Source organism: Pantoea sp. GM_Pan_4 (genome assembly GCF_026541005.1).
GTDB classification, from domain to species: Bacteria; Pseudomonadota; Gammaproteobacteria; order Enterobacterales; family Enterobacteriaceae; genus Pantoea; species Pantoea dispersa.
Map to the genome: position 1 here is coordinate 228,669 of NZ_JALNUZ010000003.1, position 24,361 is coordinate 253,029.

Consider the following 24,361-nt stretch of genomic DNA (forward strand, 5'->3'; position numbering starts at 1 on the left):
CTCACGCCCGGCTTTTAACCCATCTGATGCGCTGGCTGAGGCTCCAGAGCATCAGTGCGGCGAGGGCAATGCTGCCGAGCACGGCGAAAGCGACCTGATAAGACCAGGCGGCGGCGATGCTGCCGGTCAGTGCCGGGCTGCATGCCGCGCCCACGCCCTGCATCAGCATGACGAAACTCTGGCCGGCATTGGTGTGTCCGCTGCCGTCAAGCACGCTGACGATGTAGCCCGGTACTGCCACGCCCAGCAGCCCGGCGGCCAGACCATCAAGAATCTGTACCGGTACCATCGCATAGGTGCCATCGAACAGGGAGGCGATGCCGGCACGCACCGGCAGCACCACCAGCGCGAGGGTGATCAGCAGCGGGAAACCGAGGCGGCTGGCGTTTCGGGCGGCGAATAACGCCACGGGAATCATCACGCATTGCGAAATCACCACGGTTGCAGCGGTATAAACACCGGGGCTGAGCTGTCCGCTGTGCGTTGCCGCCGCGCGAATGCCCAGCATCGGTAACAGCGCGGCGTTGCCGAGGTGAAACAGCAGCAGCGTCAGTCCGGTAATCAGCAGCACCGGATTGCGCAGCAGGGCAGAGAAACCAGGAAGCTCTGCGGCCTGCTGTCCGGCACCGCCGCGCGCCGCGCGGTCATCGATCGCGTTACGCTGAATGGCGGCCACGGCAAAACATGCGCACAGTGCCATCGCGGTCATCAGGATAAAAACCGCATCGGTGCCCCACAGCCAGACGGCAAACCCGGCAAACAGCGCGGCAGTCATATTGCCGCCATGATTGAACGCCTCGTTCTTACCCATCTGCTGGCTGAACCCCTGAGAGCCGGTCAGGCCGAGGGTGACGCCGGTCAGTAACGGGGCAATAAGCGCGGCCGCGAGACCGGTAACCACCTGCGAACCAACCACCACTCCGCCGTAAGGAAACCACCACAGCATCAGGGTAGCCAGCGTAATGAGCAGTGAGGCCAGAATCAGCAGCCCTTTTTTATGGTGCGTGGCATCGGTTGCCAGACCCGCCGGCAGCGTAGCCAGCAGACCGGCTAAACCGCCGGCAGTCATCGCCCAGCCAATATCATCCGCTCTCCAGCCATGCTCGGTAAGAAAGATCCCCAGGAAAGGGCCCAGTCCATCCCGCACGTCGGCCATGAAAAAATTGACCAGACACAACGCCTGGAGGGACCGCAAAGCAGCGGGATGCGCTATCGGATTTGCATTCATGTTGTGATGAAGAAAGAGTGGAAGATGGTGACAAGCATAGAGCAGCAATGTGACATCGTAAATTAGCGCAGCGCGATTGGCGCACCGCTCGTACTGCGCTATACATCGCCCGCCGACTCACGGATAATTTGCTGTCTTACGCCCTTACAGAGATAAGCAATGCTGGAAAATCATCCGTCGCGTGACGCCATCAGGCTGGAGAATGTGCTGGCCGCGCTGGGCAATCCGATGCGCATGGCGGTCGTCGCGCTGCTGGCACAGGGGGAGGCGCGCAGCTGCGGTTCGCTGCTGCAAGGCGTATCCAAATCAACCTTAACCCATCACTGGCGGGTACTGCGTGACAGCGGCGTAATCTGGCAAAAACCCTCTGGCCGCGAGAATCTGCTGTCACTGCGGCGCGACGATCTGGACGCGCGCTTTCCTGGTCTGCTTGATGCGCTGCTCAGTGCCGCCGTTGACGATGCCGCCACCCGAAGCGCGCTGCAGGCTTTTCAGCACGCGGAGTAGCGCCCTTTTCGCCGGAGCGGCTGCAATTGCAACAGCCTGGCGACAGCGGCTGCTGCATCCGCAACAGACATTCCTCATCCTCTCATTCAGTTAGCCCGCAAATCAGGCGTTTAATCTCTGCCAGGAACTGGCACGCTCACTGCATAGCCTCTTATAGCCAAAAGCATTAATGAAGATAATTTTCCGTTAGTCCAGCTATAAGAAGTCTCAGGAGAAACCTATGTCACAGGTAAAACCGCTGCAGTTTGCTTACTGGGTACCTAATGTTTCAGGTGGTTTAGTCATCAGTCAGATCGAGCAGCGCACGCGCTGGGACGCGGAGTACAACCGTGAACTGGCGAAAATCGCTGAACGCGCTGGCTTCGATTATGCCCTGACGCAGATTCGCTTCACGGCTGGCTATGGCGCTGATAATCAGCACGAATCAGTCACCTTCTCTCAGGATCTGCTGAGCCACACCACAAAACTCAAAGTGATTGCCGCGCTGCTGCCGGGGCCGTGGAACCCGACGCTGGCGGCGAAGCAGATCGCCACCATCAGCCATCTTTACGGTCCGCGCATCGCGGTGAACATTGTCAGCGGCTGGTTTCGCGGCGAGTTCAAAGCGATTGGTGAACCCTGGCTCGATCACGAAGAGCGCTATCTGCGTTCGGAAGAGTTCATTCGCTGCCTGCGCGGCATCTGGCGTGAAAGCAGCTTCAGCTTCGCCGGGGATTTTTATCGCTTCCGCGACTACGCGCTCAAGCCGAAACCACTCGATCCGCTACCGGAAATTTTCCAGGGCGGCAGCTCGCGCGCCGCGCGCGACATGGCGTCACGGGTGTCTGACTGGTACTTCACCAACGGCAACACGCCTCAGGGCGTACGGCAGCAGGTAGACGATATCCGCGCCAAAGCCGCCGTCAATCAGCACGCCGTTAAAATCGGCCTGAATGGTTTTGTCATCGCCCGCGAGAGCGAACAGGAAGCCCAGGCGGTGCTGCAGGAGATCATCGCCAAAGCCAATCCGGATGCAGTGAAAGGCTTCCAGCATGAGGTGAAAAATGCCGGCAGCGCGTCGCCGGAAGGCGAGGGCAACTGGGCCAAATCCTCCTTCGAGGATCTGGTGCAATACAACGACGGTTTCAAAACCAATCTGATTGGCACGCCGCAGCAAATTGCTGAGCGCATCATGGAGCAGAAACGCGCTGGCGTGGATTTACTGCTGCTGGCGTTTCTGCATTTCCATGAAGAGGTGGAGTTCTTTGGGCGTGAAGTGATCCCACGCGTGCGCGAACTGGAACGGCAGGAGGCGCTTAACGCCGTCACGGTCTGAGGTCAGATAGCGCGGTCGCGTCCGGCCAGCAGCGCCATCGCCATTTGCAGCGCGCTTACCGCCAACAGCATCAGCAGCGGGAGCTGCCAGCTACCGCTGACATCATGCAGCATGCCGAAGCACAGCGGTCCCAGCGCCGCCAGCCCGTACCCCACGCACTGCGCCATGCCGGAGAGTTTCGAGGCCTGGCGATGGTCCCGGGTGCGTAAATTAAACAGTGACAGGCTGATCAGCAGCGAGGCGCCCGCCCCGAGGCCTGCCAGAATCAGCCACAATAGCGACCATGTGGGTGCCAGCAGCAGGCCGGTCACCGCGATGAAGATCGACAGCGAGGCCAGCAGCCCGATCAGACGCTGATCGCGCAGCTGCTTCAGCGCCCGCATACAGGCCAGATTGGAGGCGATCGCCACAATTTGATAGACGAACAACATGCCGCCCGCCTGCAGCTGACTGATGCCATTATCCTGTGCGAACGGGGTAAACCAGCCAATCAGGGTATAAAACAGCAGCGACTGGCTGGCCATGAACAGCGACACCTGCCAGCCGATCGCGGAACGCCACGGCGAACGCGTTACGGTGACCTCTGTCGCGCGCTGCGCACGCGTCGCGGGATTTTTCAGCTGCGGCAGCCACGCCAGCAGCGCGATCAGCGCCGGAATCAGCCAGACCGCCAGCGACAGACGCCAGCCGGCGCTGCTGAGTTCGGCCAGCGGCACGGCCACGCCGGAAGCGATGCTGGCGGTGATGCCCATGGTCATGGCATACAGCCCGATATAACGCGCGGTGTGCGCGGTGTAATCACGCTTAATCAGCGGCGGCAGCAGGACGTTGGCCGCCGCGATCCCGCTGCTGAGAATCAGCGTCCCCAGCCACAGTGCCGTTTCGCTGCCGCTGATTCGCAGCAGTGAACCCAGGACGATCAGGAGTAACGCTCCCCACAGACTGCGCTCCAGGCCAAAGCGATTGCCAAACCAGGCGGCTGGCGGAGCCAGCGTGGCGAACATCAGCAGCGGTAAAAAGTTAATCACGCCGGCAGCGCTGGCGCTCAGGCCAAATGTCAGGCGAATATTTTCCAGTACCGGCCCGGTGGCGGTGATGGGCGTGCGTAAGTTGGCGGCGGTCAGTAACAGCAGCAGCAGGAAAAAGCCGGAACGATGCAGGGCAGAATCAGCAGATAAAGCGGTATGGGACATGTTTGCGCACCATAGAAATGAGGCAGAAAGTCTCTGCGTATGGTGCGTTGATTGACGTTAACGCGTACGCAGCAGCCTGGACCGCTGAACCGCTGGCTATACTAACCAGCTGTTAAATCAATGTAAAGCAGACCCACCCGGCCGCCATGCAGGATAACCTTCTTGCCGCTTTGCTTGTCTGACGGTGATAGCACGCGTCCGTGAGCTGGCTGGTATTTACGCTGCCGGTGCGTTTTTTTGCCGGGGACTTGCGCCTTTCGCTATCCACGTCCACCTTTATACTCTCACTCTTCGCAAATGGACCAATGATGCTCTGGTTATGGAATGCGCTTATCCTGCTGGCTACCGTGATACTGATGGAGATCGTCGCGGCGCTGTCGCATAAATACATTATGCATGGCTGGGGATGGGGCTGGCATTTGTCGCATCATGAACCGCATGAGAGCAAATTTGAGCTCAACGACCTGTATGCCGTGGTGTTTGCGCTGCTGTCGATTGGCCTGATTTGGCTGGGTGACAACGGTGTCTGGCCGCTGCAATGGATTGGCGCTGGCATGACGACCTATGGCGCGCTCTATTTTATGGTGCATGACGGCCTGGTCCATCAGCGCTGGCCGTTTCGCTATATTCCACGCAAAGGCTATCTGAAGCGATTGTATATGGCGCACCGCATGCATCATGCGGTGCGGGGACGGGAAGGCTGCGTTTCCTTTGGCTTTCTTTACGCCCCGCCGCTGCACAAGCTGCAGGCGACGCTGCGCCAGCGCCATGGGCGTCGTGTCAACGCGGACGCTGCCACAGACCGGCAGGACGCGCCTGGGGATGAGCAAGGCGCGAAGTAAGCGCGACGCCGGCACCTTTCACCAGCAGCGCCAGCTTTTCGCCTTTACTGGTGCGCTGGCGCGTATCCCATGCCCGGGCACCGGCATGCTGCACTTTTACGCCAATTTCCCGGTAAACGCCGCGTGCGGTGGCGATCGCCCACGCCGAACGGAGCGGCAATCCTGGCAGCCCGCTGCGCGCTGACTGATAGTAAGGTTCAGCCTCGCGCACCAGACGCGCCGCCAGCGGGGCCAGCGCTGCGCGATGTTGCGGATCGGCAAGCTGGGCGGCGTTCAGTCCGGCCTCATCCAGCCAGCTTTGTGGCAGATAGCAGCGGCCATTCTCCGCGTCCTCAACGATATCCCGTGCGATATTGGTCAGCTGAAACGCCAGACCCAAATCACAGGCGTGATCGAGTACGCGCTCATCACGTACGCCCATCACGCGCGCCATCATTAACCCCACTACGCCGGCCACGTGATAGCAGTAACGCAGCGTGTCCCCGAAACACGCGTAACGTTCTTCACGCGCATCCATCGCAAACCCTTCCAGATGATCAAACGCCAGCTGCTGGGGAAGCTGATGCGTCAGCGCCACTTCCTGAAAGGCACGAAACGCCGGTTCATCCATGTGGGCACCGCTGTAGGCGCGGCGGGTTTCGATTTGCAGGTGGCGCATCCGCGCCTGGGCATCCGCTACCGCGTGCTGCGTGCCGCCTTCGCCCAGCGTCTGACCATCTATCACATCGTCACAGTGACGACACCATGCGTACAGCATCAGCGTACTGCGGCGCGTTGGAGGATCAAACAGCCGGGTAGCGCTGGCGAAACTTTTGGAGCCCTGCGCCATGGTTTGGGTGACCTGCTCAATCAGCGGCGGTTGGTTCATCCGGTCAGATCCTCCACCATCAGCTGGGCGGTCGCTTTCGCGGAGCCGATCACGCCTGGCACACCGGCACCGGGATGCGTGCCAGCCCCCACCAGATAAAGGTTAGTAATGTCGGCATCGCGGTTATGCGGCCGGAACCAGGCGCTTTGCGTCAAAATGGGTTCGAGCGAAAACGCTGAGCCCTGATGCGCGTGCAGCGTGTCGCGAAAATCAAACGGCGTAAACATACGGTGTGTCACTAACTGCTGTCGCAGACCCGGCATATAGTGCTCCTCCAGATAAGCAAAAATGCGATCGCGCAAGCGCGGTCCTTCCTGTTGCCAGTCAATTGCGGCGGTGCCGAGATGCGGCACCGGTGCCAGCACGTAAAAACTGCCGCAGCCCGCCGGTGCCAGCGACGGATCGCTGGAGCAGGGCGCGTGCAGATACAGCGAGAAATCTTCCGCCAGCTGGCTGCTATTGAAGATCTCATCGATCAATTCACGATAGCGCGGACCAAAGCATACCGTGTGGTGCGCCAGCTGCGGGTGGGCATGATTAAGACCAAAATAGAGCACAAACAGCGAGTTGCTCATCCGCTTGCGCTTCAGCGTCGCCGCGCGTTTACGCGCCGCAGGATGCTGGCTTAACAGGCGATCGTAGGTATGCACCACGTCAGCATTTGACGCAACGGCGGCGGCGGCAAAACGGCGCCCATCCTTCAGCTGGACACCGCTGATGCGGTTACCCTCGGTCTCCAGCTGGCTGACTTCGGCGTTGAGCAGCAGTTCACCGCCCAAATCGCGAAACAGCCGCGCCATGCCATCAACCAGCGCACCGGTACCGCCGCGCGGAAACCACACGCCCCATTCGCGCTCCAGTGCGTGAATTAAGGTATAGATCGAAGACGTTGCAAAAGGATTACCGCCGACCAGCAACGAGTGAAAGGAAAAAGCCTGGCGCAGATGATCGTCATGAATAAATTTCGCCACCATGCTGTAGACACTGCGCCAGGCCTGCAGCCGACCCAGCTGTGGCCCGGCACGCAGCATGTCGCGGAAATGCAGAAAAGGTACGGTGCCCAGTTTCAGATAGCCCTCACGAAACACATCCTGTGAATAGGCCAGAAACTGGCGGTAACCGGCGACATCCTGTGGGTTAAAGGTGGCAATCTGCTGCTCCAGCTGCGCCTGATTGTTGTCGTAGTCCAGCTGCCTGCCGTCTTCCCAGCACAGGCGATAAAATGGCGTCACCGGCATCAGGTCGACATAATCACTGAGTTGCTTGCCTGCCAGCGTAAACAGCGCCTCGATAGCGCTGGGATCGGTAATCACCGTCGGACCGGCATCAAAGGTAAAACCCTGATCCTGATACACATAGGCGCGCCCGCCAGGCTTATCGCGCTGTTCCAGCAGCGTGACCGGCACGCCGGCCGCTTGCAGACGAATCGCCAGCGCCAGGCCACCGAAGCCTGCGCCAATCACATAGGTGCGTTTCATTATTTCTTCCCTGGTAACGGAGAGGTCATCATCAATGCGCGCAGCGCTTCGCCGAGAGGGACCGGCGGTTTGCCGCACAGAATGCGTGCTTTATCGCCGAAGCGCAGTTGCCCGGCGTAAAAGCGGCTAATCAATCCGGCGTCAAGCCGGTAAAAACGCTGCATCACGCGCCAGCGCTGTTCAGGCCGTCCGGCAAGAAACAACATGCGATTCAACAGACGGAAAAAGCGCTGCTCGCGCCAGTGCTGACGGGCAAAGGATTCGATGCAGTGGCTCAGCGTATGGGCATCGGCGGGCAGCGTGCTGGCAATCTTCTCCGCCAGCGCCACCGCGGCGGGCAGCGAGTAACCGGTGGTGGCGTGAAACAGTCCGGCGCGCAGCCCGCTGCACGGTTGTCCGTGCTGCTGTTGCCAGAACTGATCGATATCGCCGCTGAGCGTGATCGGCAGCGAGCCGTGCTCCTCGCGCAGCAGCTGGCTCAGATTCCAGCCGCGCTGGTGGGCATAGTCCGCAATGTGCCGGCGCGCCTGTGCGGCATCGAGCGTGGCATGGTTGATGTAGTGGGTATCTTCAATCAGTAAACGGCTGGCACTGAGCGGCAGGGTGTAAACAAAGCGATAACCCTGCTGTTGATCGACGCTGGCGTCCATCAATATTGGCTGCTGCAGGCCATGCGGCGCGGCCAGCTGCCACTCCTGACCGACAAATGCCTGATAGCCGAGCTGCAGATGCGGTGTCGGCTGCAGTCCGCGTCCGTCAATCACCGCCTGCGCCTGTAACATCCCGCCATCCGCCAGTCTGACCCCGGTGGGCGAGACCTCGCTGACCGGCGCTGCGGTGCGTAGCGCGGCACCGAGCACCTGCTGTAAGTGCCGGGCAAAAGCCTCCGAGGCAATCGAGCAATATTCTCCATCCAGCTGGCGACGCAGGGTGGGGAAGCGTACCTGATAACCGGGCCAGCGCGCCGAAAGCAGCGGCTCGAGCCAGCGGAACTGCGCTTCGCTGACGTCTTCGCGATGGAACGACCAGGTATGATTGCCGGCCGGCTGCGCCTGACTCTCCAGCAGCAAAACCTTAAGTGCGGGCTGCAGCTGGCGTAAACGCAGCGCAATCAGCCCGTTGGCCAGGCCGGCACCGACCAGAATGACATCATAAGGTGCGCGCATCAGGTGGCCTCCGCCAGCACGATTTGCTGCTGACACAGCGCCTGCTCGACAATATCCGCCGCGCGCGTACAGCCACCGGCCCGCTGCAGCTGCGCCTGAATGGCTGACATGCGCAGACGATAGCGATCGTCACTCAGCAATTGTTGCAGGTGTCGCTCCAGCTGCGCGACCCGGCTGAAACGTGAGGCGCGCCGGCCGACGCCGTGCCACTCAATACGTGCCGCCACACCGGGCTGATCGAAGGCGATCGGCAGCGCCAGCATCGGCGTGCCACACTCCAGCGCTTCCAGCGCACTGTTCAGACCGGCGTGAGTGATAAACAGTTGCGCATGCTGCAGTGCCGCCCGCTGATCCACAAAATCGGTCACCCACGCAGCACCGGCCAGTCTGAGCTGATGTGCCTGGCTTGCGGTCAACCCGCCACAGTGCGCCACCACCAGCGACAGCTGCTGATTGCGGCAGGCCTGAGCCAGATGCAGAAACAGGCGAAAACGATGCCCCTGTAGCGTGCCTAGCGAGGCATACACCACCGGCTGGCGCAGCGCTGGCCAGGGAGCGGCGAGCGCGCCGCTAGCGACTGGAGTCCGCAGCGGGCCCACGCTGTGATAGCAGGCTGGCAGTTGCTGACGCGGTAAATCAAAAGCGGGCACCAGCTGACTGATTTGCGCCAGCGGCGACAGACACTGATGTAAGCCATGGCGTTCGGGCAGGCCGAAGGCGCGCGCATGACGAGCGATGACAGCGCCATGACGACGCATGATGCGGTCGTAGATGTCGCTGCTGGCCTGATAGCGCTGCAGCGCTTTCTCATCCTGAGCAAAGCGAAAGGGCATTACCGCCAGCGGAATGGCCGCTTCACGATTGACCGGCAGCGCGCAGGCCACCGACACGAACGGCAGCTGTAACGCCTCTGCCACCAGACCGCCAGCCGCTTCCATTTGGTCGGCAATCACGCCATCGACCTGCAGGCGTTGCAGCACCGCAGGCAGTTCGCGGCATAGCATATCGGTGGTGCTGGCCAGATCGTGAATCACGCGAAACAGCGACAGCCCGCCCGGTGCGGCCAGCCGCCTGAGTTCGCTGGAGAGCGATCCGGCAGGATGCGTGCGCTCGCCGACGGCCACAAAGGCAATGCGCTCGTCGCTCAGCAAGGTGCGTGCATCACTTTGCTGGATAAAGGTGATGCGATGTCCGCGCGCCAGCAGCGTTTGCGCCAGCGCCTGCAATGCGTGAAAGTGGCTGTAGAGCGGTGGCGCAATAACGGCAAAATGCCCCATAGGTATGACCGGCTTCAGTTGAACATCGCCAGCTGTTGATTAAACAGGGCGTGCATATATTGACGGGTGGCGACACCGCGATGGCAGGCGCAGGCAAGATGGGCATCGGCGCTGCTTAGATGGTCGCGCAGACGACGTTCAGCCCCTTCCGGGCCCAGCATCTGCACCAGAGTGGATTTGCCCTGATCCTGATGACAGTCCTTGCCGGTGTGCTTAGAGCCATCCGCCAGGTCGTCCAGTAACTGGAAAGCCTGACCTAAATCCTGCGCAAAATAGCTTAAACGCTGACGTACCTGCACTGACGCATCGGCCGCAATCGCCGCCATCTGCAGCGTGGCGCGAAACAGGACGCTGGTTTTCAGTTCATTGGTCAGGGTGATGGCTTCCGGACTGCGGCTGTGTGCGCCGTCATGCAGATCCTGGAACTGACCCTGAACCAGTCCCTGCAGGCCCACGGCAGAGGAGAGCTCGGCAATGGCTTCGGCTTTGTGCGTTGCCGGCAGACCCGGCGCGAGGGCAATCACCTCAAAGGCGCGGCTGAGTAGCGCGACCGCTGCCAGGATCGCCACGTTTTCCCCATATTCACAGTGGATCGCCGGGCGTCCACGTCGCATCCGGGCGTTATCCATTGATGGAATGTCGTCAAGGATCAGTGAGGCGGCGTGCACCATTTCGACTGCACAGGCAAGATCAAGGATGCCCTGCTGCGCCACGTCACAGCCCATATCGCGTGCTGCCAGCAGCAGCAAGAGCGGACGAATACGTTTGCCCGGTGCCAGCGTGCCGGCACGCATGGCGGCCCGAACGCGATCGGCCTGCTGCCCGGCAGGCAATAAATGTTCAAGATGAGCCTGCAATGCGTGATGCAACTGAAGGAGATCGCTTTCCTGGCTTGCTGTGGTATCGACATGGGCGGTCATAGCGGCTTTCCATGGTTAGTTAAATTCTTGTGCTTTTTCAATTAACCGTAGACCCGGTAAGGGGAGTGCGCCAGCGAGCGAAGCGACTTTAACGCACCGTCACGCTTTTTTTATTTATTGAATAATCTGAGAAGTAATTCCTATGACCCTCAGGCCAGTTTTCGCTGCGGTGACTGCTATGATGACGGGCAATCAGAGGAGACAGCTATGACGACGCAAAAAGTGGCGGTAATCGGTGCGGGTGTGATCGGCCTCGCCGTGGCGTGGGCGCTGGCAAGGCAGGGCGCGCAGGTGACCCTCTTTGACCGGCAACACATGGGCGCGGGCACCAGCAGCACCACATTTGCCTGGGTAAACTCGAACGGCAAACAGCCTGCCAGCTATCACCGCCTCAATGCGCTGGCGATGGAGGAGCATATCCGGCTGCAGCTGACGCAGACCAATGGCGTGCGCTGGCTGGAACCTTGTGGCACCTGGGAGTGGGCCGGCACGGGTGAAGCTGAACAGCAACTGCAGCAGCGTGCCACCTCACTACAGGCCGCTGGCTATGCGGCACGGCAAAGGACGCTGGCCGAGCTGCAGCAGGAAATTCCTGAACTGCGCGCGTCTGCGGTGCACGGCAGCATCTGGCATTTTCCAACGGAATCGGTGCTCTATCCGGCGCTGTATCTGGCACGGCTGTGGTCAGAGGCGCAGGCGCACGGCGCGGTACTGCATCAGCATCAGGCGATTCAGCGCATCAGTGAAAATGCGGAAGGCGTGACGGTGCAGCTTGAGCAGGGTGAGCAGTGGCAGGGTGATCGTTTGGTGCTGGCGACCGGACGCTGGGCCAATCAGCTGCTGCATACGCTTGGTATGGAACTGGCGCTGATTGACACCAGCAAGCCTGATGCGGTGGCCTGCAGCTTTCTGGCGCGCACTGCACCGCAGCCGTTATCGCTTGGCACCAACCTGATTTCTCCGCAGCTGAACGTGCGGCCGGATGGCGGCGGGCGGTTACTGCTGCAGGCGCTGGATCTCGATCATCTGGCCGATCCGGGCGCGCCGCCGTCGACTCATGGCGCCATCGCCGATCAGTTTCGTGAGCGCTACCGTGCGCTGTTTGCCACGGCTGGTGCGTTGCAGATCGAGCAGATTGTCGTCGGGCAGCGGGCGCGTCCGGCTGATGGTTTGCCGGCACTGGGCTTTGTCACCCCGCATCAGCGCGTGTATGTCGCGGTGACGCACAGCGGCGTCACGCTGTCACCGCTGATTGGCAGGCTGGTGGCGGAGGAGCTGATCGGCGACAGTCCCAGCGACCTGCTGAAAGAGTTCCGGCCACAACGGCTGATCGGCAAAGCCGCCAGCGCGTTTGCACCGATTCAGCGAAACTTTCCGGCGGCACAGTGAGCGAAGCGATGGCGCAGACCACAGGGTGGCAGATTGATTAATTTTTAACCTGAATTAAGGCGTAGGCTGATCGCGATCAAAAAAACATCTGCCGGGCTGCTCAACCATGGAAGGCGAAACATAAGCCAAATGGAGGTGAGTATGCGTACCACCCTGATGACGCTGCCGCAGATGGCGCATTACCTTGATATCCCCTGTACCACGCTGGCGCGTGCTATGTGTAATCGTGGCACGCTGGAAAAATTGCCGCTGCCGGCGGCGGTTGATGACAGCCTGCCGCTCTCCTCTCGCTGCTGGTCACGCGAAGAGGTCAGGCAGTTTCGCCATCGGCTACAGCGCCGCCGCCATCAGCGCTAAACGAACCCAGCCGGTCGTCCTGACCGGCTGAATATCAGGCAGCGACACCATTCGGCCGTGCAGCGACATGACCGGCCCACAGGCTGGCAACCCACTTCACACCTTTCGCGGTAAACCGTGCCTGCGAAAAAGCATGCTGGTTTTCACCCATTCCGCTGCGCAGCGCAAAATAGCCAGCCTGCAGATGGTGCTGCTGTGGCGTCAGCGCACCTTTATCACGGTACATAATGTTGCGCTCAAGCAGAAACTGCCGAAACTCCGGCTCTTTCACCTTGAGCATTTTGCACAGCTGGCGAAAGCCCAGCGACTCATGCACATCAACAAAGCGATCAAAGAATTCTGCCTTTGGGGCCGTCAGCGCCAGTTGCTGTTCCGCCGCACGGCGTTGCTCAAACTGTTCTGCCCAGGCTCGTGCCGCTTCCGCCGGATTGGTGAAATCGGGCAGATGGGTGAATTTTTCCCGCTCCTGCCAGCGGTCCAGCAGTTCGGCGGTAAAGCCAGGGGAAAGACGAGCAACCGCCAGCAGCGAGTCACGTTTATTCAGCTGGAACTCCTGACGTGTCTCACCTTCATGCTCGTAATGATTCACCGTGACAGGCTGGGAAAGGCGCTGCGCGGTTTCCAGGCTTTTAATCAGGCGCTTCACTTCGCCATGCGTGATGCCGGTTATTCTGGCAATTTCACGGCTGCTCATCAGCAGAGTTGCGTTGAGAGCAGCAAGACTTTCCGTTGAGATCATCATCAGTATCACCTCTTACAAACGTGGAACAGTCCATCAGACTGCTGGATAAGTATACAATATACTGTTTGCATATCCAGTATTATTTTTAGCCGTTACTGTAAGAAATGCCTCTCTGCGAGATATCGCACAAAGCGCAACTGCGCCGGACCCCGCTCTGCACCCGATACCGATACGCTTGCCTATTCGACTATTACTACCAGGCTTAAGCGATTCAGGTTAAATAAAGACAGCCTTTCGTTACGCTTATTTATGAGGAGCTGATTATGAAAGCGTTAACTTATCATGGCCCACATCGGGTGCGCGTTGAAACTGTTCCTGACCCGATTTTAGAGCAGCCGGACGACATTATTTTACGCGTCACCGCGACGGCAATTTGCGGCTCCGACTTACATCTTTATCGCGGGAAAATTCCCGGTACCGATCACGGTGATATATTTGGTCACGAATTTATGGGTGAAGTGGTGGAAGCGGGGAGTGAGGTTACCAATGTGAAAATTGGCGATCGCGTTGTGGTGCCCTTTGTTATTGCCTGTGGCGACTGTTTCTTTTGTCATCTGCATCAGTATGCGGCCTGTGAAAATACCAATAGCGGGCGCGGTGCTATTTTAAACAAGAAAAATATTACCCCGCCTGCAGCGTTATTTGGCTACAGCAAACTGTACGGCGGCGTGCCGGGCGGCCAGGCGGAATATGTGCGGGTACCAAAAGCCAATGTCGGGCCGTTTAAAGTGCCGCTGGCGCTACCGGATGAAAAAGTACTGTTTCTCTCCGATATCCTGCCCACCGCCTGGCAGGCAGTGCAAAATGCCGGACTGGATAAAGGCTCCAGCGTCGCCATTTTTGGCGCCGGCCCGGTCGGGTTACTGAGCGCCGCCTGCGCGCGCCTGGCAGGGGCGGAAGAGATCTTTATGATTGACCACAACGCTTATCGACTGGAATTTGCCCGCCAGCGTTATGGAGTTACGCCGATCAATTTTGACGAAATCGACGATCCTGCTGGCTGGATCATTGATCATACCCAGGGCCACCGGGGCGTTGATGCGGTAATCGATGCGGTAGGTTTTGAAGCCAAGGGCAGCCTGACGGAAACAGTGATGAGTAATCTGAAGCTGGAGGGCAGCAGCGGGAAGGCCCTGCGGCAGTGTATTGCGGCAGTGCGCCGTGGCGGTGTGGTCAGCGTGCCGGGCGTGTATGCCGGCTTTATCCACGGCTTCCTGTTTGGCGATGCATTCGATAAAGGACTGACGTTTAAAATGGGCCAGACGCATGTGCAGGCCTATTTACCGCGCCTGCTGTCGCTGATTGAACAAGGGCTGCTGACGCCGGAAGAGATTGTGACGCACCATATGCCGCTGGAAGAGGCCGCGCGTGGCTATGAAATCTTTGAAAAACGCAAAGAGGATTGCCGCAAAGTGATTCTGGTGCCCGGTATGGCCAGTACCACGCCGGCGGCCTGAGTGCTGACAGGCTGCCTGACGGCAGCCTGCTTCAGTGGCTTAACGCACGATGTCTTCATCGCGGTCGTTGAGCTCGGGTAGTGCAATTTGCCGTGAGGGCGCGTTGTCGAGCCGATCGCCATAATCAGCACTGACATCGGGCAGGCTGGTAAACTGGCCATCGACGAACAAAAAGCTCAGGTGTTTTTCCACCTCGGCCAGTAATTCGTCCACTTCCTGCTCCGTTTCTCCCCCGGCATCTTTACCGTCCAGCTGCCAGCGATAACGATCGCCCACTCTTTCCGCACCGCCAATATCAACGATGTGGCCATCAATATTTTCCACCAGTAAACGCTGACGGGAAAAATAGAGTAGATAGGGCATCCGATCGCGGTTGTTTTCTGACATAACATAACTCCTTCATGACGTTACCACGGTTAGCGCAGAAAATAATAGCGAAACGCAAATACTGCCCAATATACCGCGTTCAGACCTAAATAAGCCCAGCACCCCCAATAAGCCACAGGCTCGCGACGGGTGCGCAGTTTAGGTAAGAAAGCCAGTAAATAACCGGCTGCAGCAATAAGCGAAACGAAATAAAGTAGTTTCATGCGCTCTCCTGAATTTATTATCGTCTGATAAGCATAGTCAGGATAAATAAGGTTGGGGATAGCGCAGGTGATTCAGGGATTAATCAGTTGCTGTAGCGCCGCTGCGCTGGCGGCATCATCCGGCACATACACCAGCAGGCGATCGCCGTTGCGTGACGCCGACCACCAGTTATTCTGGCGCAGCGTCATTTCGCCTACTTCGGCACGGTAAAAGCGTTTTACACGGTTTTCCACCTTGCCCAGTTCGTAGCGCTGCCAGGTGTGCGCGAACTCATCGGAACTGTTCAGCAATCGCGCCAGGAAGCTCTCCCAGTGCGGATCGCCCAGATGCTCGCCCATCTGACCGCGAAACATCGCCACCATCTGCGGCATCACTTCGTCCCAGTCGGTCATTACGTTGCGCCAGCCGGCATGGTTAAACGCCAGCCAGATACAGTTGCGATCTTCCGGCGCGATCTGGGCTAAATCGACGCCCATCAGTGCACACCACGCCTGGTTATAGCCGAGGATATCGAAGCGCGGCGTTTCGATGATCGCCGGCAGCTGAATGGCATCCAGCATTTGCTGATTATGTCCGGCGAGTTTGCAGCAGGCAGCGGCGACGCGCGTCGATGGCAGGGTGTGTCCGGCCAGCGAGAAAAGATGCTGTGTCTCTACATCATTGCATTGCAGGGCGCTGGCGATGGCCGTCAGCGTTTTGGTGGAGGCTTTGATATCGCGCCCCTGTTCCAGCCAGGTGTACCAGGTGACGCCGACATCCGCCAGCTGCGCCACCTCTTCACGGCGTAAACCCGGCGTGCGGCGCTGACGCATACGCGGTAAACCGAGGCGGTTAGGATCCAGGCTCTCGCGGCGCGTACGTAAAAAGGTACCGAGTAATTTACGGTTGTTCAGCTCAGCGGGGGTAAGGGTTTGCGCGGTGCTCATCAGCAGCTCTCCAGACGAGACGGGTAGAATTTATACCATGATAATCAAGAACTGGTACCCGTTTAACGGTTAGGTGATGCTATGCCGTAGTGAAACTAAAAACAAGGTTAACGCTATGCAGACATCGCAACTTCAACGTGCAGGACTGGTGGTCCTGCTGGCCGGGCAGCTATTGCCGATGATCGACTTTTCCATAGTCAACGTCGCGCTGGATGCGATGGCGCAATCGCTGCGTGCCTCGCCGATCGCGCTGGCGCTGATCGTGGCGGTGTACGGTATCGCTTTTGCTATTTGTCTGGCGATGGGCGGACGCCTGGGCGATAACTTTGGCCGCCGTCGTGTGTTCCTTGCCGGCGTCTGGATCTTTGGCATTGCGTCATTATTGTGCGGCATCGCTAACAGCGTCGGCATGCTGATGTTTGCGCGCGCGCTGCAGGGCGTCGGTGCCGCTTTTATGGTGCCGCAGATTCTCGCCACGCTGCACGTTACGCTGCAGGGCAGGGCGCATGCGCGGGCCATTGGCCTGTACGGCGGTATCGGCGGGCTGGCTTTTATTGTTGGCCAGGTGCTGGGCGGTTTTTTGATCAAAGCCGATATTGGCGGCTACGGCTGGCGCAGCGTGTTTCTCATCAACCTGCCGATCTGCCTGTTCGTCCTGCTGACCGCGCGCCGCTTCGTGCCGGAAACGCATAACCTCAAGCGCGTGCCGGTGGATGTGAGCGGTACACTACTGCTGGCCGGCGCGATCGGCTGTCTGATGCTGGCACTCGCGCTGGGGCCGCTGCTGCACTGGTCGTGGCCGTGCCTGTTACTGCTGGCGCTGTTTCCGTTGTTTCTGCATCGGCTGCGTCACAGCGCGCTGCGACTGGAAGCCGCTGGCGGATCGCCGCTGCTGCCGCCCTCGCTGCTGCGTCTTTCCAGCGTGCGTTTTGGTCTGACGCTGGCGGTGCTGTTCTTCTCCTGCTGGAGCGGCTTTATGTTCGCGGTGGCGCTGACGCTGCAATCCGGCATCGGCATGACCGCTTTCCAGTCCGGCAATGCGTTTATTGCCCTGGGCGCGGCCTATTTTATCGGCTCAATGCGTACTACCCGCATGGTTGAGCGCTATGGTAAACGTGCCACGTTACTGTCTGGCTGTGCGATTCAGATGGTCGGCCTGGTGGCGCTGATCGCGACGCTGCAGCTGAAGTGGCCGCAGGTGGGCATTGCTACGTTGATTCCGGCCACCGCGCTGATTGGCTTTGGCCAGTCGTTTATTGTCAGCACCTTCTACCGGATTGGCATGAGCGGGGTGCCGCATCATCAGGCCGGCGCAGGCAGTGCGGTGCTGTCTACCGTGCAGCAATCGGCGCTGGGACTGGGACCGATGCTGCTCGGCGGCGTGTTCACCCAGATCAATCAGCATGGTAACCATCTGGCAGCCATCAGCGGTACGCTGGCGGTGGAGTTGCTGATGATGGCACTGCTGGTGGTGCTGACCAGCGTCAACCGTCGGACGTTCCAGCCGGTGACGGCTGAAGGCTGACGCCGGAGGGAAAAAGTCAGCCCGTCTGGTCACCGTAAACGCTGATCCTGCAAGGTAATAACAGGTTTTTGGGCCGGGTGCGCATTGGTGCGCCCCGGCACCTGAAAACCGCGCCGCGCTTACTTTTCCGCCAGGCGTAAACCACTTTCGGCATCGAACAGATGAATTTTTTGCGGATTGAAACCGATGCGCAGTGTCGCGCCACTGCCGGCCGCATGCCGTCCGGCCATCTGCATGTGCAGCGCATGACCGTGCCAGTCAAGGTGCAGCAGGGTTGATTCCCCGGTAATCTCCACCACGTTCACCCTCGCAGGCGCGCCGTCCTGCACTTCGCACAGATCGTGCGGGCGCACCCCCAGCGTCACGGCAGCGCCTTCACGTTCCCGCGCCACCGCCTGCCACTGCGCGGGCAGCGGTTGCCACCAGTTCTGACACTGCACGCCCGGCACGCCGTCATGCGTCAGCAATTGTGCCGGTAACAGGTTCATGGGCGGCGAACCAATAAAACGCGCCACAAAGGTATCTGCCGGACGATCGTAGATCGCCAGCGGTGCGCCCTGTTGCACGATGCGTCCCTCTTTCATCACCACAATCTGGTCGGCCAGCGTCATCGCTTCTACCTGATCGTGCGTGACATACACCATGGTGGTTTTGAAACGCTGATGCAGCGACTTGATCTCGGCGCGCAGCTCCATGCGCAGCTGGGCATCAAGGTTAGAGAGCGGTTCGTCAAACAGAAACACCTGCGGATTACGCACCATGGCGCGGCCCATCGCCACGCGCTGACGCTGCCCACCCGAGAGCGCGCGCGGGTAGCGCTGCAGCAGCTTATCAATGCCAAGAATCGCGGCGATGCGCGCGATTTTCTGCTGCTGCTCATCGCGGCGTACCTTTTTCACCTGCATATGAAACGCCAGGTTTTCGGCCACCGTCAGGTGCGGATAGAGCGCATAACTCTGAAACACCATCGCAATGTCGCGATCGGCGGGATCGCGATCGTTAATCTGCACTTTATCCATCAGAATCGCGCCGTCGGAGAGACTCTCCAGTCCGGCGAGCAGGCGCAGCAGCGTCGATTTGCCGCAGCCGGACGGGCCGACCAGCACGGTAAAGCTGCCGTCGGGAATGGTCAGGTCGAGCGGATGCAGCACCGACTGTTTACCGTAGCGCTTGGCCACTTTAACGAGTTCAACACCGGCCATAATTTAAAACTCCTGTGCGCATAGTTGCAGTTGTTGCCAGTCGGGATAGCGACGTGGCTGCGTGCTGATTGCCAGTGAGGCCACCGCAATGCCCCATTGCAGCGCGGTGGCAAGATCCTGCTGATGCAGCAGCGCGGTGAGAAAGCCGGCGTTAAAGCTGTCGCCGGCACCGATGGTGTCGACCACCGCGACCGCGCGACCAGGCTGTTGCAGGCTGTGCTGACGTTGCCAGCAGCCTGCGCCCTGCGCACCGCATTTCACCACGCAGCCGCCGCGCCCGCTGAGCCGTTGCGCCAGCTGGTGCGCGCCGGTGTGCAGATCATCTGCGCCACTCAGCCCGAGCGTTTCGACCTCATTGAGCAGCAGCCAGTCGCACTGCGGCAGCCAGCGGGCGATCTGCGCACGCACCTCATCGCTCCAGCCCTGAGGCGGCCAGCCGGTATCGACGGCGGTGATAAACCCGCGCTGCTGCAGTTCGGCCAGCAACTGCGGATAGTCGTCATACAGTTGCAGGCAGAGAAACGTGCCGCACAACAGCACGATATCGCCGCTGCTGGCTTGCGCCGGGAGCTGGCTCAGCACGTCCAGCGCGCTGAGCCGCACAATGTGACCGAGATTGCTGAGGAACGATCGCTCGTGATCGGAGTGCGTAATGCCAACGGTGAGTGAGGTTTCGCAGGGGTAGCGTGTCCAGTGCGCCGCGCTGTGCGGAAAATGGCTTGCCAGCCATGCGCTAAGGCCGTCATCGCCCTGATTAGCGACGGCGCGATGGCGCACCTGCATCGCTTCCAGCGCCAGCGCGCAATTGCCCGCCGAACCGCCCGGACGCAGCTCACTGTGCTGCAGCATCACTTCGGTGCCACGCTGCGGCCAGCTGTCCAGCGTACCCATGATGACATCGACATTGATATTGCCCACCACGTAGAGCGTGGCGCGGACTTCCTTATTGCTCATCATCCTTTGCTCCCGCCACTGGCAAGGCCGCTGACCAGCGTTTTTTGCAGCCAGATAGCGATAAAGAGAGGAGGAACCGACGCCAGAATGCCGACGGCGGCAATCAGCCCATCGTCGGTGGCGCGGCCTGCGGTAAAGCCGGCAATGGTGACCGGCAGGGTTTGCGCGGCGATGTTACTGGTGAACAGCAGGGCGTAGAAAAATTCATCCCACGCCAGCAGCCAGCCAAACAGCGCCGCCGCGCCCAGCACCGGTTTCGCCAGCGGCAGCGTAATGCGCAGCAGCACCTGCCAGACGCGCAGCCCATCAAGACGCGCGGCCTGTTCGATATCCTGCGGCAGGGCATCAAACTGGTTTTTCAGCATCCAGGTGAGAAACGGCAAAATCAGCGAGCAGTACACGATGATCAAACCGGGTCGGGTGTTGAGCAGATCGAACTGCTGCAGCAGAAAGTAGAGCGGCAGCACAAACGCCACCGGCGGCACCATATAGATGGCCAGAGACGCGAACAGCCAGCCGTCGCGACCGCGATAGCGCGAGAAGCTGAACGCCGCCGGAATCGCCAGCAGCAGACACACCAGCGTCGCGCCGGTCGCCACCAGCAGGCTGTTACCCAGCGCATGCAGAAACAGCGCGCCGGGCTGGCCGGGTTCCAGCGAGATCAGCCTGCCGTAGCGGCTGAAATCCCACTGGCGCGGCAGCCACTCCAGCGGCACGCGTGTCAGATCGCTGGTGGCGCTGACGCTCATCAGAAACAGCCAGCCCATCGGTGCCACGACGGAGAGCGCCACCAGCAGCGCCGCCGCGTATTTAGCGCAGGTACGCAGTTTAACCTTCATAGGCACTTCCCCGACGGCGCTGCCGCCACAGTAATAGCATGTAAAGGGTGATCAGCACCGCGCACAGCAGCGTCATTAACATGGCATAAGCCGCACCGCTGCCGGCGCGCAGGTAGCTGAAGGATTCCTGATAGACGTAAAAGCTCAGTGTTTTGGTGCTGTCGACCGGACCGCCGCGCGTCATCACATAGATGATGTCGAAGATTTTAAAGGCGTCGATGGTGCGTAACACCAGCGCCACGCTGAGCGATCCGACAATTGCCGGAAAGGTGATGGCACGAAAACGCCGCCATGCCGATGCGCCATCCAGCCGCGCCGCTTCGTAGAGATCCTCCGGCACCGACTGCAGCGCTGCCAGCACCAGCAGCGTCACCAGCGGATAGTTTTTCCAGATGTCGGCAAACATTACCGCGTTGAGCGCGGAAGCCGGCGATCCCAGCCAGCTGCGGTAGCCATCGATGATACCGAGCTGCGTCAGCAGGGCGTTGATACTGCCGTAGTCCGGATTGAAATTGAGGCGCCACATCATGGCGTTCACAATAGTTGGCAGCGCCCACGGCAGAATCACCAGCACGCGCAGCACGTTACGTCCGGCGAATTTCTGGTTGAGCAGTAGCGCAACCAGCACGCCGATGACGCCTTCAATCGCTACCGACACCACGGTGAAGTAGAGCGTGCGCCACAGCGAGGTTTGAAAATCCGCATCGGTAATGGCGTAGAGATAGTTCTCCAGGCCAATCCATTGCGGCGCTTCACCGCCGCTGCCAATCAGCGCGGCGTCGGTAAAACTCAGCCAGATAGTGCGCAGCAGCGGCCAGGCGGTGAGCAACAGCATCACCAGTAGCATGGGTGCCAGCAGCACCCACGCCTGCCGTTGTTCGCGTTGACGCAAACTCAGCATACTGACCCCTTAACGCAGACGCGCCGCACTTTTGTCTACCGCCTGCATGGCTGCTTCCGGTGTCGCGCTGCCGACCAGAACCTGTTGCAGCTGCTGCTGCAGGGTGTTGGAGAGACGTGAGTAATCAGCGGTTTCCGGACGCGACAGCATGACATTCAGCGATTTGTCGGCAGCAGCGATCAGGCTCTCCTGATTCTTACTGACCGCGGGATCCTGATAGGAGCTTTTCCAGATCGGCAGACTGAGCGTGGCGTATTTATTCTGTACCGGCTGCGAAGTCATGTAACTGATGTACTGCCACGCCTGCTCCGGATGGCTGCTGCCTTTGGCAATGCCCAGACCCATCGAACCGTTGACCGCGCCGAAACGATTGGGCGCATCGCCGGGTGCGGGCATGATGCCAACCTGGCCGGCGACTTTACTCTGTTTGGCATCGTTGGCCATGTTGTACATGTAGGTCCAGTTGAGAGCGAAAGCCGCATCGCCGTTGGAGAAGGCTTTGCGCACGTCCTCTTCCAGATATTCGCGCGAAGCCGGGTTTGTCAGCCCCTCATCAAGCGAGCTTTTCATCAGCTTCACCGCCTGCAGCGAGGCTGGCGTAGAGAAATCGAGCTTACCGTTGTTATAGAATTTGCCGCCGAAGCCGGAGACCAGCGTGGTGTAGTCACACACCAGCGCTTCCGCCTGTGACCAGCTCCATACCAGCGGATATTTAACGATATTTTTCTGCTTAATGATGCGCGCATCATCCATCACCTGCTGCCAGGTTTGCGGCAGATCTTTGATGCCGGCTTTTTCCAGCATCGCTTTGTTGTAGTAGAGATATTTGGTGTCGAGGATCCACGGCATGCCCAGTGTTTTGCCTTTGAACACCACGGTGTTCATTGCGCCGGGGAAGATTTTCTCTTTTTCATCTGCGCTGATACGGCTGCTGACATCCTGCAGCAGGTCAAACTTGCTGAATTCCGCCGGCCAAATGGCATCAAACAGCACCACATCGTAACCGTTGCCGCCCGCGCCGCGTGCTGCGACGATCTTATCGTGCAGCGCTTCGTAAGGAACAAACTCCAGATTGACCTGCACGTCCGGGTGCGCTGTCTGAAACGCCTGCGTCATGGCGCGGATATCGTTTTCACTGTAGGCCGCCTGCGTCATAAACAGGGCGTTGAGCGTAGTGGTAGCCGCTGCCGCGCTGCCCGCGCAGGCGAACAGTACGGCGGCAAAACAACCTTTCATCTGATTTTTCATTGCGTTCTCGCCTTCATGCAGTAGAGGGTGTTTAATTAAATCAATTTGATTGATTTAATATCGCGCACAGATTGCCAGCGCGCAGTGGCTGACAGCAGTGAGCTAAAGCAAGGGACGTGCCAGGGCAGAAAACAACGCTGCCATCCGACACTACTTTGCACAGATTTTTGCCGCTGTCAGGTAAACAGGTTGTAAAATGTGTGGCCGATCATAGATATTGAGGCGGCGGTCCGCAGCAGTGGTCAAAAGAGGGAAGCGAGCAGGATGAAAACGTCGGGAACCAATCTGGAACATGCGCGCGCGCATAATCGTCGGGTGATTATCGAAGCGATACGCCTGCACGGTGAGTTGACCCGTGCCGAGCTGGCGCGACTGACCGCGTTAACGCCGCAAACCGTCTCGAACATCGTCGCAGAACTGGAGCAGGCGGAGCTGCTCACCAGCCGTCAGCCGCGTAAGCAGGGCCGCGGTCAGCCGGCGATTCCGGTCACCCTGAATCCGGCCAGTGCGTTTTCCATCGGCATCCATCTCGACCATCAGACGCTACTGATTGTGCTGGTGGACCTCACCGGTGAAATCCATTTTCGCCGCCTTATTATGGTGCAAAAACCGCAGCCGGATGCCACATTAGCGCGCATTGCCGGGGTGCTGGCGGAGATCAAACAGCAGACCGGGCCGCGCTGGCAAAAAGTGCTGGGTATTGGCGTGGTGATGCCAGGGCCGTTTGGTGTGGAGGGTATCTCGTCAATGGGGCCGACCACGCTGCACGGCTGGGAGGATGTTGATATCGCCGCGCGTCTTGCTGAGATGAGTGGACTGCCGGTCACGCTGGAGAATGATGCCACCGTCGCGGCGATTGGCGAACGTTTTCATGGCGTGGCGCGTCATCTTAATTCCTTTATTTATCTGTATATTGGCACGGGCCTGGGCGCGGGCATCATCATGGATGGCCATGTGTACAGCGGCCATGCGCACAACGCCGGTGAAGTGGGGCATGTGGTGGTTGAACCCGGTGGACGTGAGTGTTACTGCGGCAATCACGGCTGCCTGGAGCGTTATGTTTCGCTGCAGGCCGCTTACGAATTCTGCGGGCTCGACCCGATGAGCGCGCTGCCGGAAGATTTACTGCAGGTTGATCCGGCGCTGTTTGATTGCTGGATTGATACCGTGCTTACGCCGCTGCGCCAGGGTATAAACATGCTGGAGTGTATCTTTGATGCCGAGAGCGTGATTATCGGCGGCATGATGCCAGCGGTGTTGCTGGATAAAATTATCCAGCGCCTGCCGCCGCTCTACCAATCGGTGCGCGGCCGCTATCTGACCGGCACGCGACTCAAGACCGGCATGACCGGCAGCGACACCGCCGCCCTCGGCGCAGCGGCTCTGCCAATTTTTGATGAGTTTAATCCGCAGTTCCAGGTGCTGATGAAGTGAAA

General features: G+C 59.5%; 24 protein-coding genes. 8 read left to right on the top strand and 16 right to left on the bottom strand.

Annotated features, from left to right (window positions below; all coding sequences use genetic code 11):
- Position 1: 1 nt before the first annotated feature.
- Positions 2 to 1,228, bottom strand: coding sequence for an MFS transporter (locus OXR61_RS10080; protein WP_031279972.1), 1,227 nt, complete (start codon positions 1,226 to 1,228; stop codon positions 2 to 4).
- 159 nt (positions 1,229 to 1,387) lie between these two features.
- Between OXR61_RS10080 and OXR61_RS10085 the strand changes: the two genes are divergently transcribed.
- Positions 1,388 to 1,735 (top strand): helix-turn-helix transcriptional regulator, encoded by a 348-nt coding sequence (locus OXR61_RS10085; protein WP_021508880.1) that lies wholly within the window; start codon positions 1,388 to 1,390, stop codon positions 1,733 to 1,735.
- 220 nt (positions 1,736 to 1,955) lie between these two features.
- Positions 1,956 to 3,050: a dimethylsulfone monooxygenase SfnG gene (sfnG, locus tag OXR61_RS10090; RefSeq protein WP_021508881.1), complete on the top strand. Its 1,095-nt coding sequence runs from the start codon at positions 1,956 to 1,958 to the stop codon at positions 3,048 to 3,050.
- A gap of 2 nt (positions 3,051 to 3,052) precedes the next feature.
- Here the strand turns inward: sfnG and OXR61_RS10095 are convergent, their stop codons facing one another.
- Positions 3,053 to 4,243 carry an MFS transporter gene (locus OXR61_RS10095; RefSeq protein ID WP_021508882.1) on the bottom strand — a complete coding sequence of 397 codons (1,191 nt, stop codon included), beginning with the start codon at positions 4,241 to 4,243 and terminating at the stop codon, positions 3,053 to 3,055.
- A gap of 308 nt (positions 4,244 to 4,551) precedes the next feature.
- On the opposite strand from OXR61_RS10095, the gene OXR61_RS10100 reads away from it, so the two are divergent.
- Positions 4,552 to 5,085, top strand: coding sequence for a sterol desaturase family protein (locus OXR61_RS10100; protein WP_021508883.1), 534 nt, complete (start codon positions 4,552 to 4,554; stop codon positions 5,083 to 5,085).
- Here OXR61_RS10100 and crtB read toward each other — a convergent pair.
- From crtB to OXR61_RS10125, 5 genes are read right to left on the bottom strand one after another with little or no spacing between them, the layout of a single operon-like run.
- Entirely contained in the window at positions 5,024 to 5,953 is a 930-nt protein-coding gene (gene crtB / locus OXR61_RS10105; RefSeq protein WP_021508884.1) for a 15-cis-phytoene synthase CrtB, read from the bottom strand. The genes OXR61_RS10100 and crtB overlap by 62 nt on opposite strands.
- Positions 5,950 to 7,431, bottom strand: coding sequence for a phytoene desaturase (locus OXR61_RS10110; RefSeq protein WP_021508885.1), 1,482 nt, complete (start codon positions 7,429 to 7,431; stop codon positions 5,950 to 5,952). Before OXR61_RS10110 ends, crtB begins: the two co-directional genes overlap by 4 nt.
- Positions 7,431 to 8,597, bottom strand: a complete 1,167-nt coding sequence (crtY, locus tag OXR61_RS10115) for a lycopene beta-cyclase CrtY (RefSeq protein ID WP_021508886.1) — start codon at positions 8,595 to 8,597, stop codon at positions 7,431 to 7,433. The genes OXR61_RS10110 and crtY overlap by 1 nt, the downstream gene beginning before the upstream one ends.
- Positions 8,597 to 9,874, bottom strand: coding sequence for a glycosyltransferase (locus OXR61_RS10120; protein ID WP_021508887.1), 1,278 nt, complete (start codon positions 9,872 to 9,874; stop codon positions 8,597 to 8,599). The genes crtY and OXR61_RS10120 overlap by 1 nt, the downstream gene beginning before the upstream one ends.
- A 14-nt stretch (positions 9,875 to 9,888) precedes the next feature.
- Positions 9,889 to 10,794 (bottom strand): polyprenyl synthetase family protein, encoded by a 906-nt coding sequence (locus OXR61_RS10125; protein WP_022547229.1) that lies wholly within the window; start codon positions 10,792 to 10,794, stop codon positions 9,889 to 9,891.
- Between the two features lie 117 nt (positions 10,795 to 10,911).
- On the opposite strand from OXR61_RS10125, the gene OXR61_RS10130 reads away from it, so the two are divergent.
- The gene (locus OXR61_RS10130) at positions 10,912 to 12,183 is read left to right on the top strand and encodes an FAD-binding oxidoreductase (RefSeq protein ID WP_330137017.1); all 1,272 of its coding nucleotides are present in this window, start codon (positions 10,912 to 10,914) and stop codon (positions 12,181 to 12,183) included.
- Positions 12,184 to 12,324: 141 nt separating this feature from the next.
- Positions 12,325 to 12,540 carry a hypothetical protein gene (locus OXR61_RS10135; RefSeq protein ID WP_021508891.1) on the top strand — a complete coding sequence of 72 codons (216 nt, stop codon included), beginning with the start codon at positions 12,325 to 12,327 and terminating at the stop codon, positions 12,538 to 12,540.
- A gap of 34 nt (positions 12,541 to 12,574) precedes the next feature.
- On the opposite strand, the gene OXR61_RS10140 is transcribed toward OXR61_RS10135, so the two are convergent.
- Positions 12,575 to 13,282: a phage antirepressor KilAC domain-containing protein gene (locus OXR61_RS10140; RefSeq protein ID WP_021508892.1), complete on the bottom strand. Its 708-nt coding sequence runs from the start codon at positions 13,280 to 13,282 to the stop codon at positions 12,575 to 12,577.
- A 263-nt stretch (positions 13,283 to 13,545) separates the two neighbouring features.
- On the opposite strand from OXR61_RS10140, the gene OXR61_RS10145 reads away from it, so the two are divergent.
- Positions 13,546 to 14,739 (top strand): zinc-dependent alcohol dehydrogenase, encoded by a 1,194-nt coding sequence (locus OXR61_RS10145; RefSeq protein WP_021508893.1) that lies wholly within the window; start codon positions 13,546 to 13,548, stop codon positions 14,737 to 14,739.
- A gap of 39 nt (positions 14,740 to 14,778) precedes the next feature.
- Here the strand turns inward: OXR61_RS10145 and OXR61_RS10150 are convergent, their stop codons facing one another.
- The 3 genes from OXR61_RS10150 to OXR61_RS10160 form a co-directional block, all read right to left on the bottom strand.
- On the bottom strand, positions 14,779 to 15,126 hold the full coding sequence (locus tag OXR61_RS10150; RefSeq protein WP_021508894.1) for a hypothetical protein: 348 nt from the start codon (positions 15,124 to 15,126) through the stop codon (positions 14,779 to 14,781).
- Positions 15,127 to 15,155: 29 nt separating this feature from the next.
- On the bottom strand, positions 15,156 to 15,329 hold the full coding sequence (locus OXR61_RS10155; protein WP_021508895.1) for a hypothetical protein: 174 nt from the start codon (positions 15,327 to 15,329) through the stop codon (positions 15,156 to 15,158).
- Between the two features lie 72 nt (positions 15,330 to 15,401).
- On the bottom strand, positions 15,402 to 16,256 hold the full coding sequence (locus OXR61_RS10160; RefSeq protein WP_021508896.1) for a helix-turn-helix transcriptional regulator: 855 nt from the start codon (positions 16,254 to 16,256) through the stop codon (positions 15,402 to 15,404).
- A 115-nt stretch (positions 16,257 to 16,371) separates the two neighbouring features.
- Here OXR61_RS10160 and OXR61_RS10165 point away from each other — a divergent pair, with 115 nt between their 5' ends.
- Positions 16,372 to 17,781: an MFS transporter gene (locus tag OXR61_RS10165; protein ID WP_021508897.1), complete on the top strand. Its 1,410-nt coding sequence runs from the start codon at positions 16,372 to 16,374 to the stop codon at positions 17,779 to 17,781.
- 119 nt (positions 17,782 to 17,900) lie between these two features.
- Here OXR61_RS10165 and ugpC read toward each other — a convergent pair whose 3' ends face one another.
- Genes ugpC through OXR61_RS10190 form a run of 5 tightly spaced genes read right to left on the bottom strand, consistent with a single transcriptional unit; the run spans position 17,901 to position 22,925 of the window.
- Positions 17,901 to 18,983, bottom strand: a complete 1,083-nt coding sequence (gene ugpC / locus OXR61_RS10170; protein ID WP_021508898.1) for a sn-glycerol-3-phosphate ABC transporter ATP-binding protein UgpC — start codon at positions 18,981 to 18,983, stop codon at positions 17,901 to 17,903.
- Between the two features lie 3 nt (positions 18,984 to 18,986).
- Positions 18,987 to 19,940: a carbohydrate kinase family protein gene (locus tag OXR61_RS10175; protein ID WP_021508899.1), complete on the bottom strand. Its 954-nt coding sequence runs from the start codon at positions 19,938 to 19,940 to the stop codon at positions 18,987 to 18,989.
- A complete protein-coding gene (locus OXR61_RS10180) occupies positions 19,937 to 20,776 on the bottom strand; it encodes a carbohydrate ABC transporter permease (protein WP_021508900.1) in 840 nt (279 codons plus the stop codon). The genes OXR61_RS10175 and OXR61_RS10180 overlap by 4 nt, the downstream gene beginning before the upstream one ends.
- Complete coding sequence (locus OXR61_RS10185) at positions 20,766 to 21,677, bottom strand: sugar ABC transporter permease (protein ID WP_021508901.1); 912 nt, start codon at positions 21,675 to 21,677, stop codon at positions 20,766 to 20,768. The genes OXR61_RS10180 and OXR61_RS10185 overlap by 11 nt, the downstream gene beginning before the upstream one ends.
- Positions 21,678 to 21,686: 9 nt before the next feature.
- Positions 21,687 to 22,925, bottom strand: coding sequence for an extracellular solute-binding protein (locus tag OXR61_RS10190; RefSeq protein ID WP_021508902.1), 1,239 nt, complete (start codon positions 22,923 to 22,925; stop codon positions 21,687 to 21,689).
- 264 nt (positions 22,926 to 23,189) lie between these two features.
- Here OXR61_RS10190 and OXR61_RS10195 point away from each other — a divergent pair, with 264 nt between their 5' ends.
- The gene (locus OXR61_RS10195) at positions 23,190 to 24,359 is read left to right on the top strand and encodes an ROK family transcriptional regulator (RefSeq protein ID WP_241798153.1); all 1,170 of its coding nucleotides are present in this window, start codon (positions 23,190 to 23,192) and stop codon (positions 24,357 to 24,359) included.
- Positions 24,360 to 24,361 lie beyond the last annotated feature (2 nt).

What these genes read in the sequence shown, in the direction of transcription:
- OXR61_RS10190 (WP_021508902.1), bottom strand. Translation starts at nt 22,925, where the DNA reads ATGAAAAATCAGATGAAAGGTTGTTTTGCCGCCGTACTGTTCGCCTGC.
- crtB (WP_021508884.1), bottom strand. Translation starts at nt 5,953, where the DNA reads ATGAACCAACCGCCGCTGATTGAGCAGGTCACCCAAACCATGGCGCAG.
- OXR61_RS10085 (WP_021508880.1), top strand. Translation starts at nt 1,388, where the DNA reads ATGCTGGAAAATCATCCGTCGCGTGACGCCATCAGGCTGGAGAATGTG.
- OXR61_RS10180 (WP_021508900.1), bottom strand. Translation starts at nt 20,776, where the DNA reads ATGAAGGTTAAACTGCGTACCTGCGCTAAATACGCGGCGGCGCTGCTG.
- OXR61_RS10080 (WP_031279972.1), bottom strand. Translation starts at nt 1,228, where the DNA reads ATGAATGCAAATCCGATAGCGCATCCCGCTGCTTTGCGGTCCCTCCAG.
- OXR61_RS10135 (WP_021508891.1), top strand. Translation starts at nt 12,325, where the DNA reads ATGCGTACCACCCTGATGACGCTGCCGCAGATGGCGCATTACCTTGAT.
- OXR61_RS10155 (WP_021508895.1), bottom strand. Translation starts at nt 15,329, where the DNA reads ATGAAACTACTTTATTTCGTTTCGCTTATTGCTGCAGCCGGTTATTTA.
- OXR61_RS10165 (WP_021508897.1), top strand. Translation starts at nt 16,372, where the DNA reads ATGCAGACATCGCAACTTCAACGTGCAGGACTGGTGGTCCTGCTGGCC.
- OXR61_RS10185 (WP_021508901.1), bottom strand. Translation starts at nt 21,677, where the DNA reads ATGCTGAGTTTGCGTCAACGCGAACAACGGCAGGCGTGGGTGCTGCTG.
- OXR61_RS10175 (WP_021508899.1), bottom strand. Translation starts at nt 19,940, where the DNA reads ATGATGAGCAATAAGGAAGTCCGCGCCACGCTCTACGTGGTGGGCAAT.
- ugpC (WP_021508898.1), bottom strand. Translation starts at nt 18,983, where the DNA reads ATGGCCGGTGTTGAACTCGTTAAAGTGGCCAAGCGCTACGGTAAACAG.
- OXR61_RS10095 (WP_021508882.1), bottom strand. Translation starts at nt 4,243, where the DNA reads ATGTCCCATACCGCTTTATCTGCTGATTCTGCCCTGCATCGTTCCGGC.
- OXR61_RS10125 (WP_022547229.1), bottom strand. Translation starts at nt 10,794, where the DNA reads ATGACCGCCCATGTCGATACCACAGCAAGCCAGGAAAGCGATCTCCTT.
- OXR61_RS10110 (WP_021508885.1), bottom strand. Translation starts at nt 7,431, where the DNA reads ATGAAACGCACCTATGTGATTGGCGCAGGCTTCGGTGGCCTGGCGCTG.
- OXR61_RS10100 (WP_021508883.1), top strand. Translation starts at nt 4,552, where the DNA reads ATGCTCTGGTTATGGAATGCGCTTATCCTGCTGGCTACCGTGATACTG.
- OXR61_RS10120 (WP_021508887.1), bottom strand. Translation starts at nt 9,874, where the DNA reads ATGGGGCATTTTGCCGTTATTGCGCCACCGCTCTACAGCCACTTTCAC.
- OXR61_RS10160 (WP_021508896.1), bottom strand. Translation starts at nt 16,256, where the DNA reads ATGAGCACCGCGCAAACCCTTACCCCCGCTGAGCTGAACAACCGTAAA.
- crtY (WP_021508886.1), bottom strand. Translation starts at nt 8,597, where the DNA reads ATGCGCGCACCTTATGATGTCATTCTGGTCGGTGCCGGCCTGGCCAAC.
- OXR61_RS10140 (WP_021508892.1), bottom strand. Translation starts at nt 13,282, where the DNA reads ATGATGATCTCAACGGAAAGTCTTGCTGCTCTCAACGCAACTCTGCTG.
- sfnG (WP_021508881.1), top strand. Translation starts at nt 1,956, where the DNA reads ATGTCACAGGTAAAACCGCTGCAGTTTGCTTACTGGGTACCTAATGTT.
- OXR61_RS10145 (WP_021508893.1), top strand. Translation starts at nt 13,546, where the DNA reads ATGAAAGCGTTAACTTATCATGGCCCACATCGGGTGCGCGTTGAAACT.
- OXR61_RS10195 (WP_241798153.1), top strand. Translation starts at nt 23,190, where the DNA reads ATGAAAACGTCGGGAACCAATCTGGAACATGCGCGCGCGCATAATCGT.
- OXR61_RS10150 (WP_021508894.1), bottom strand. Translation starts at nt 15,126, where the DNA reads ATGTCAGAAAACAACCGCGATCGGATGCCCTATCTACTCTATTTTTCC.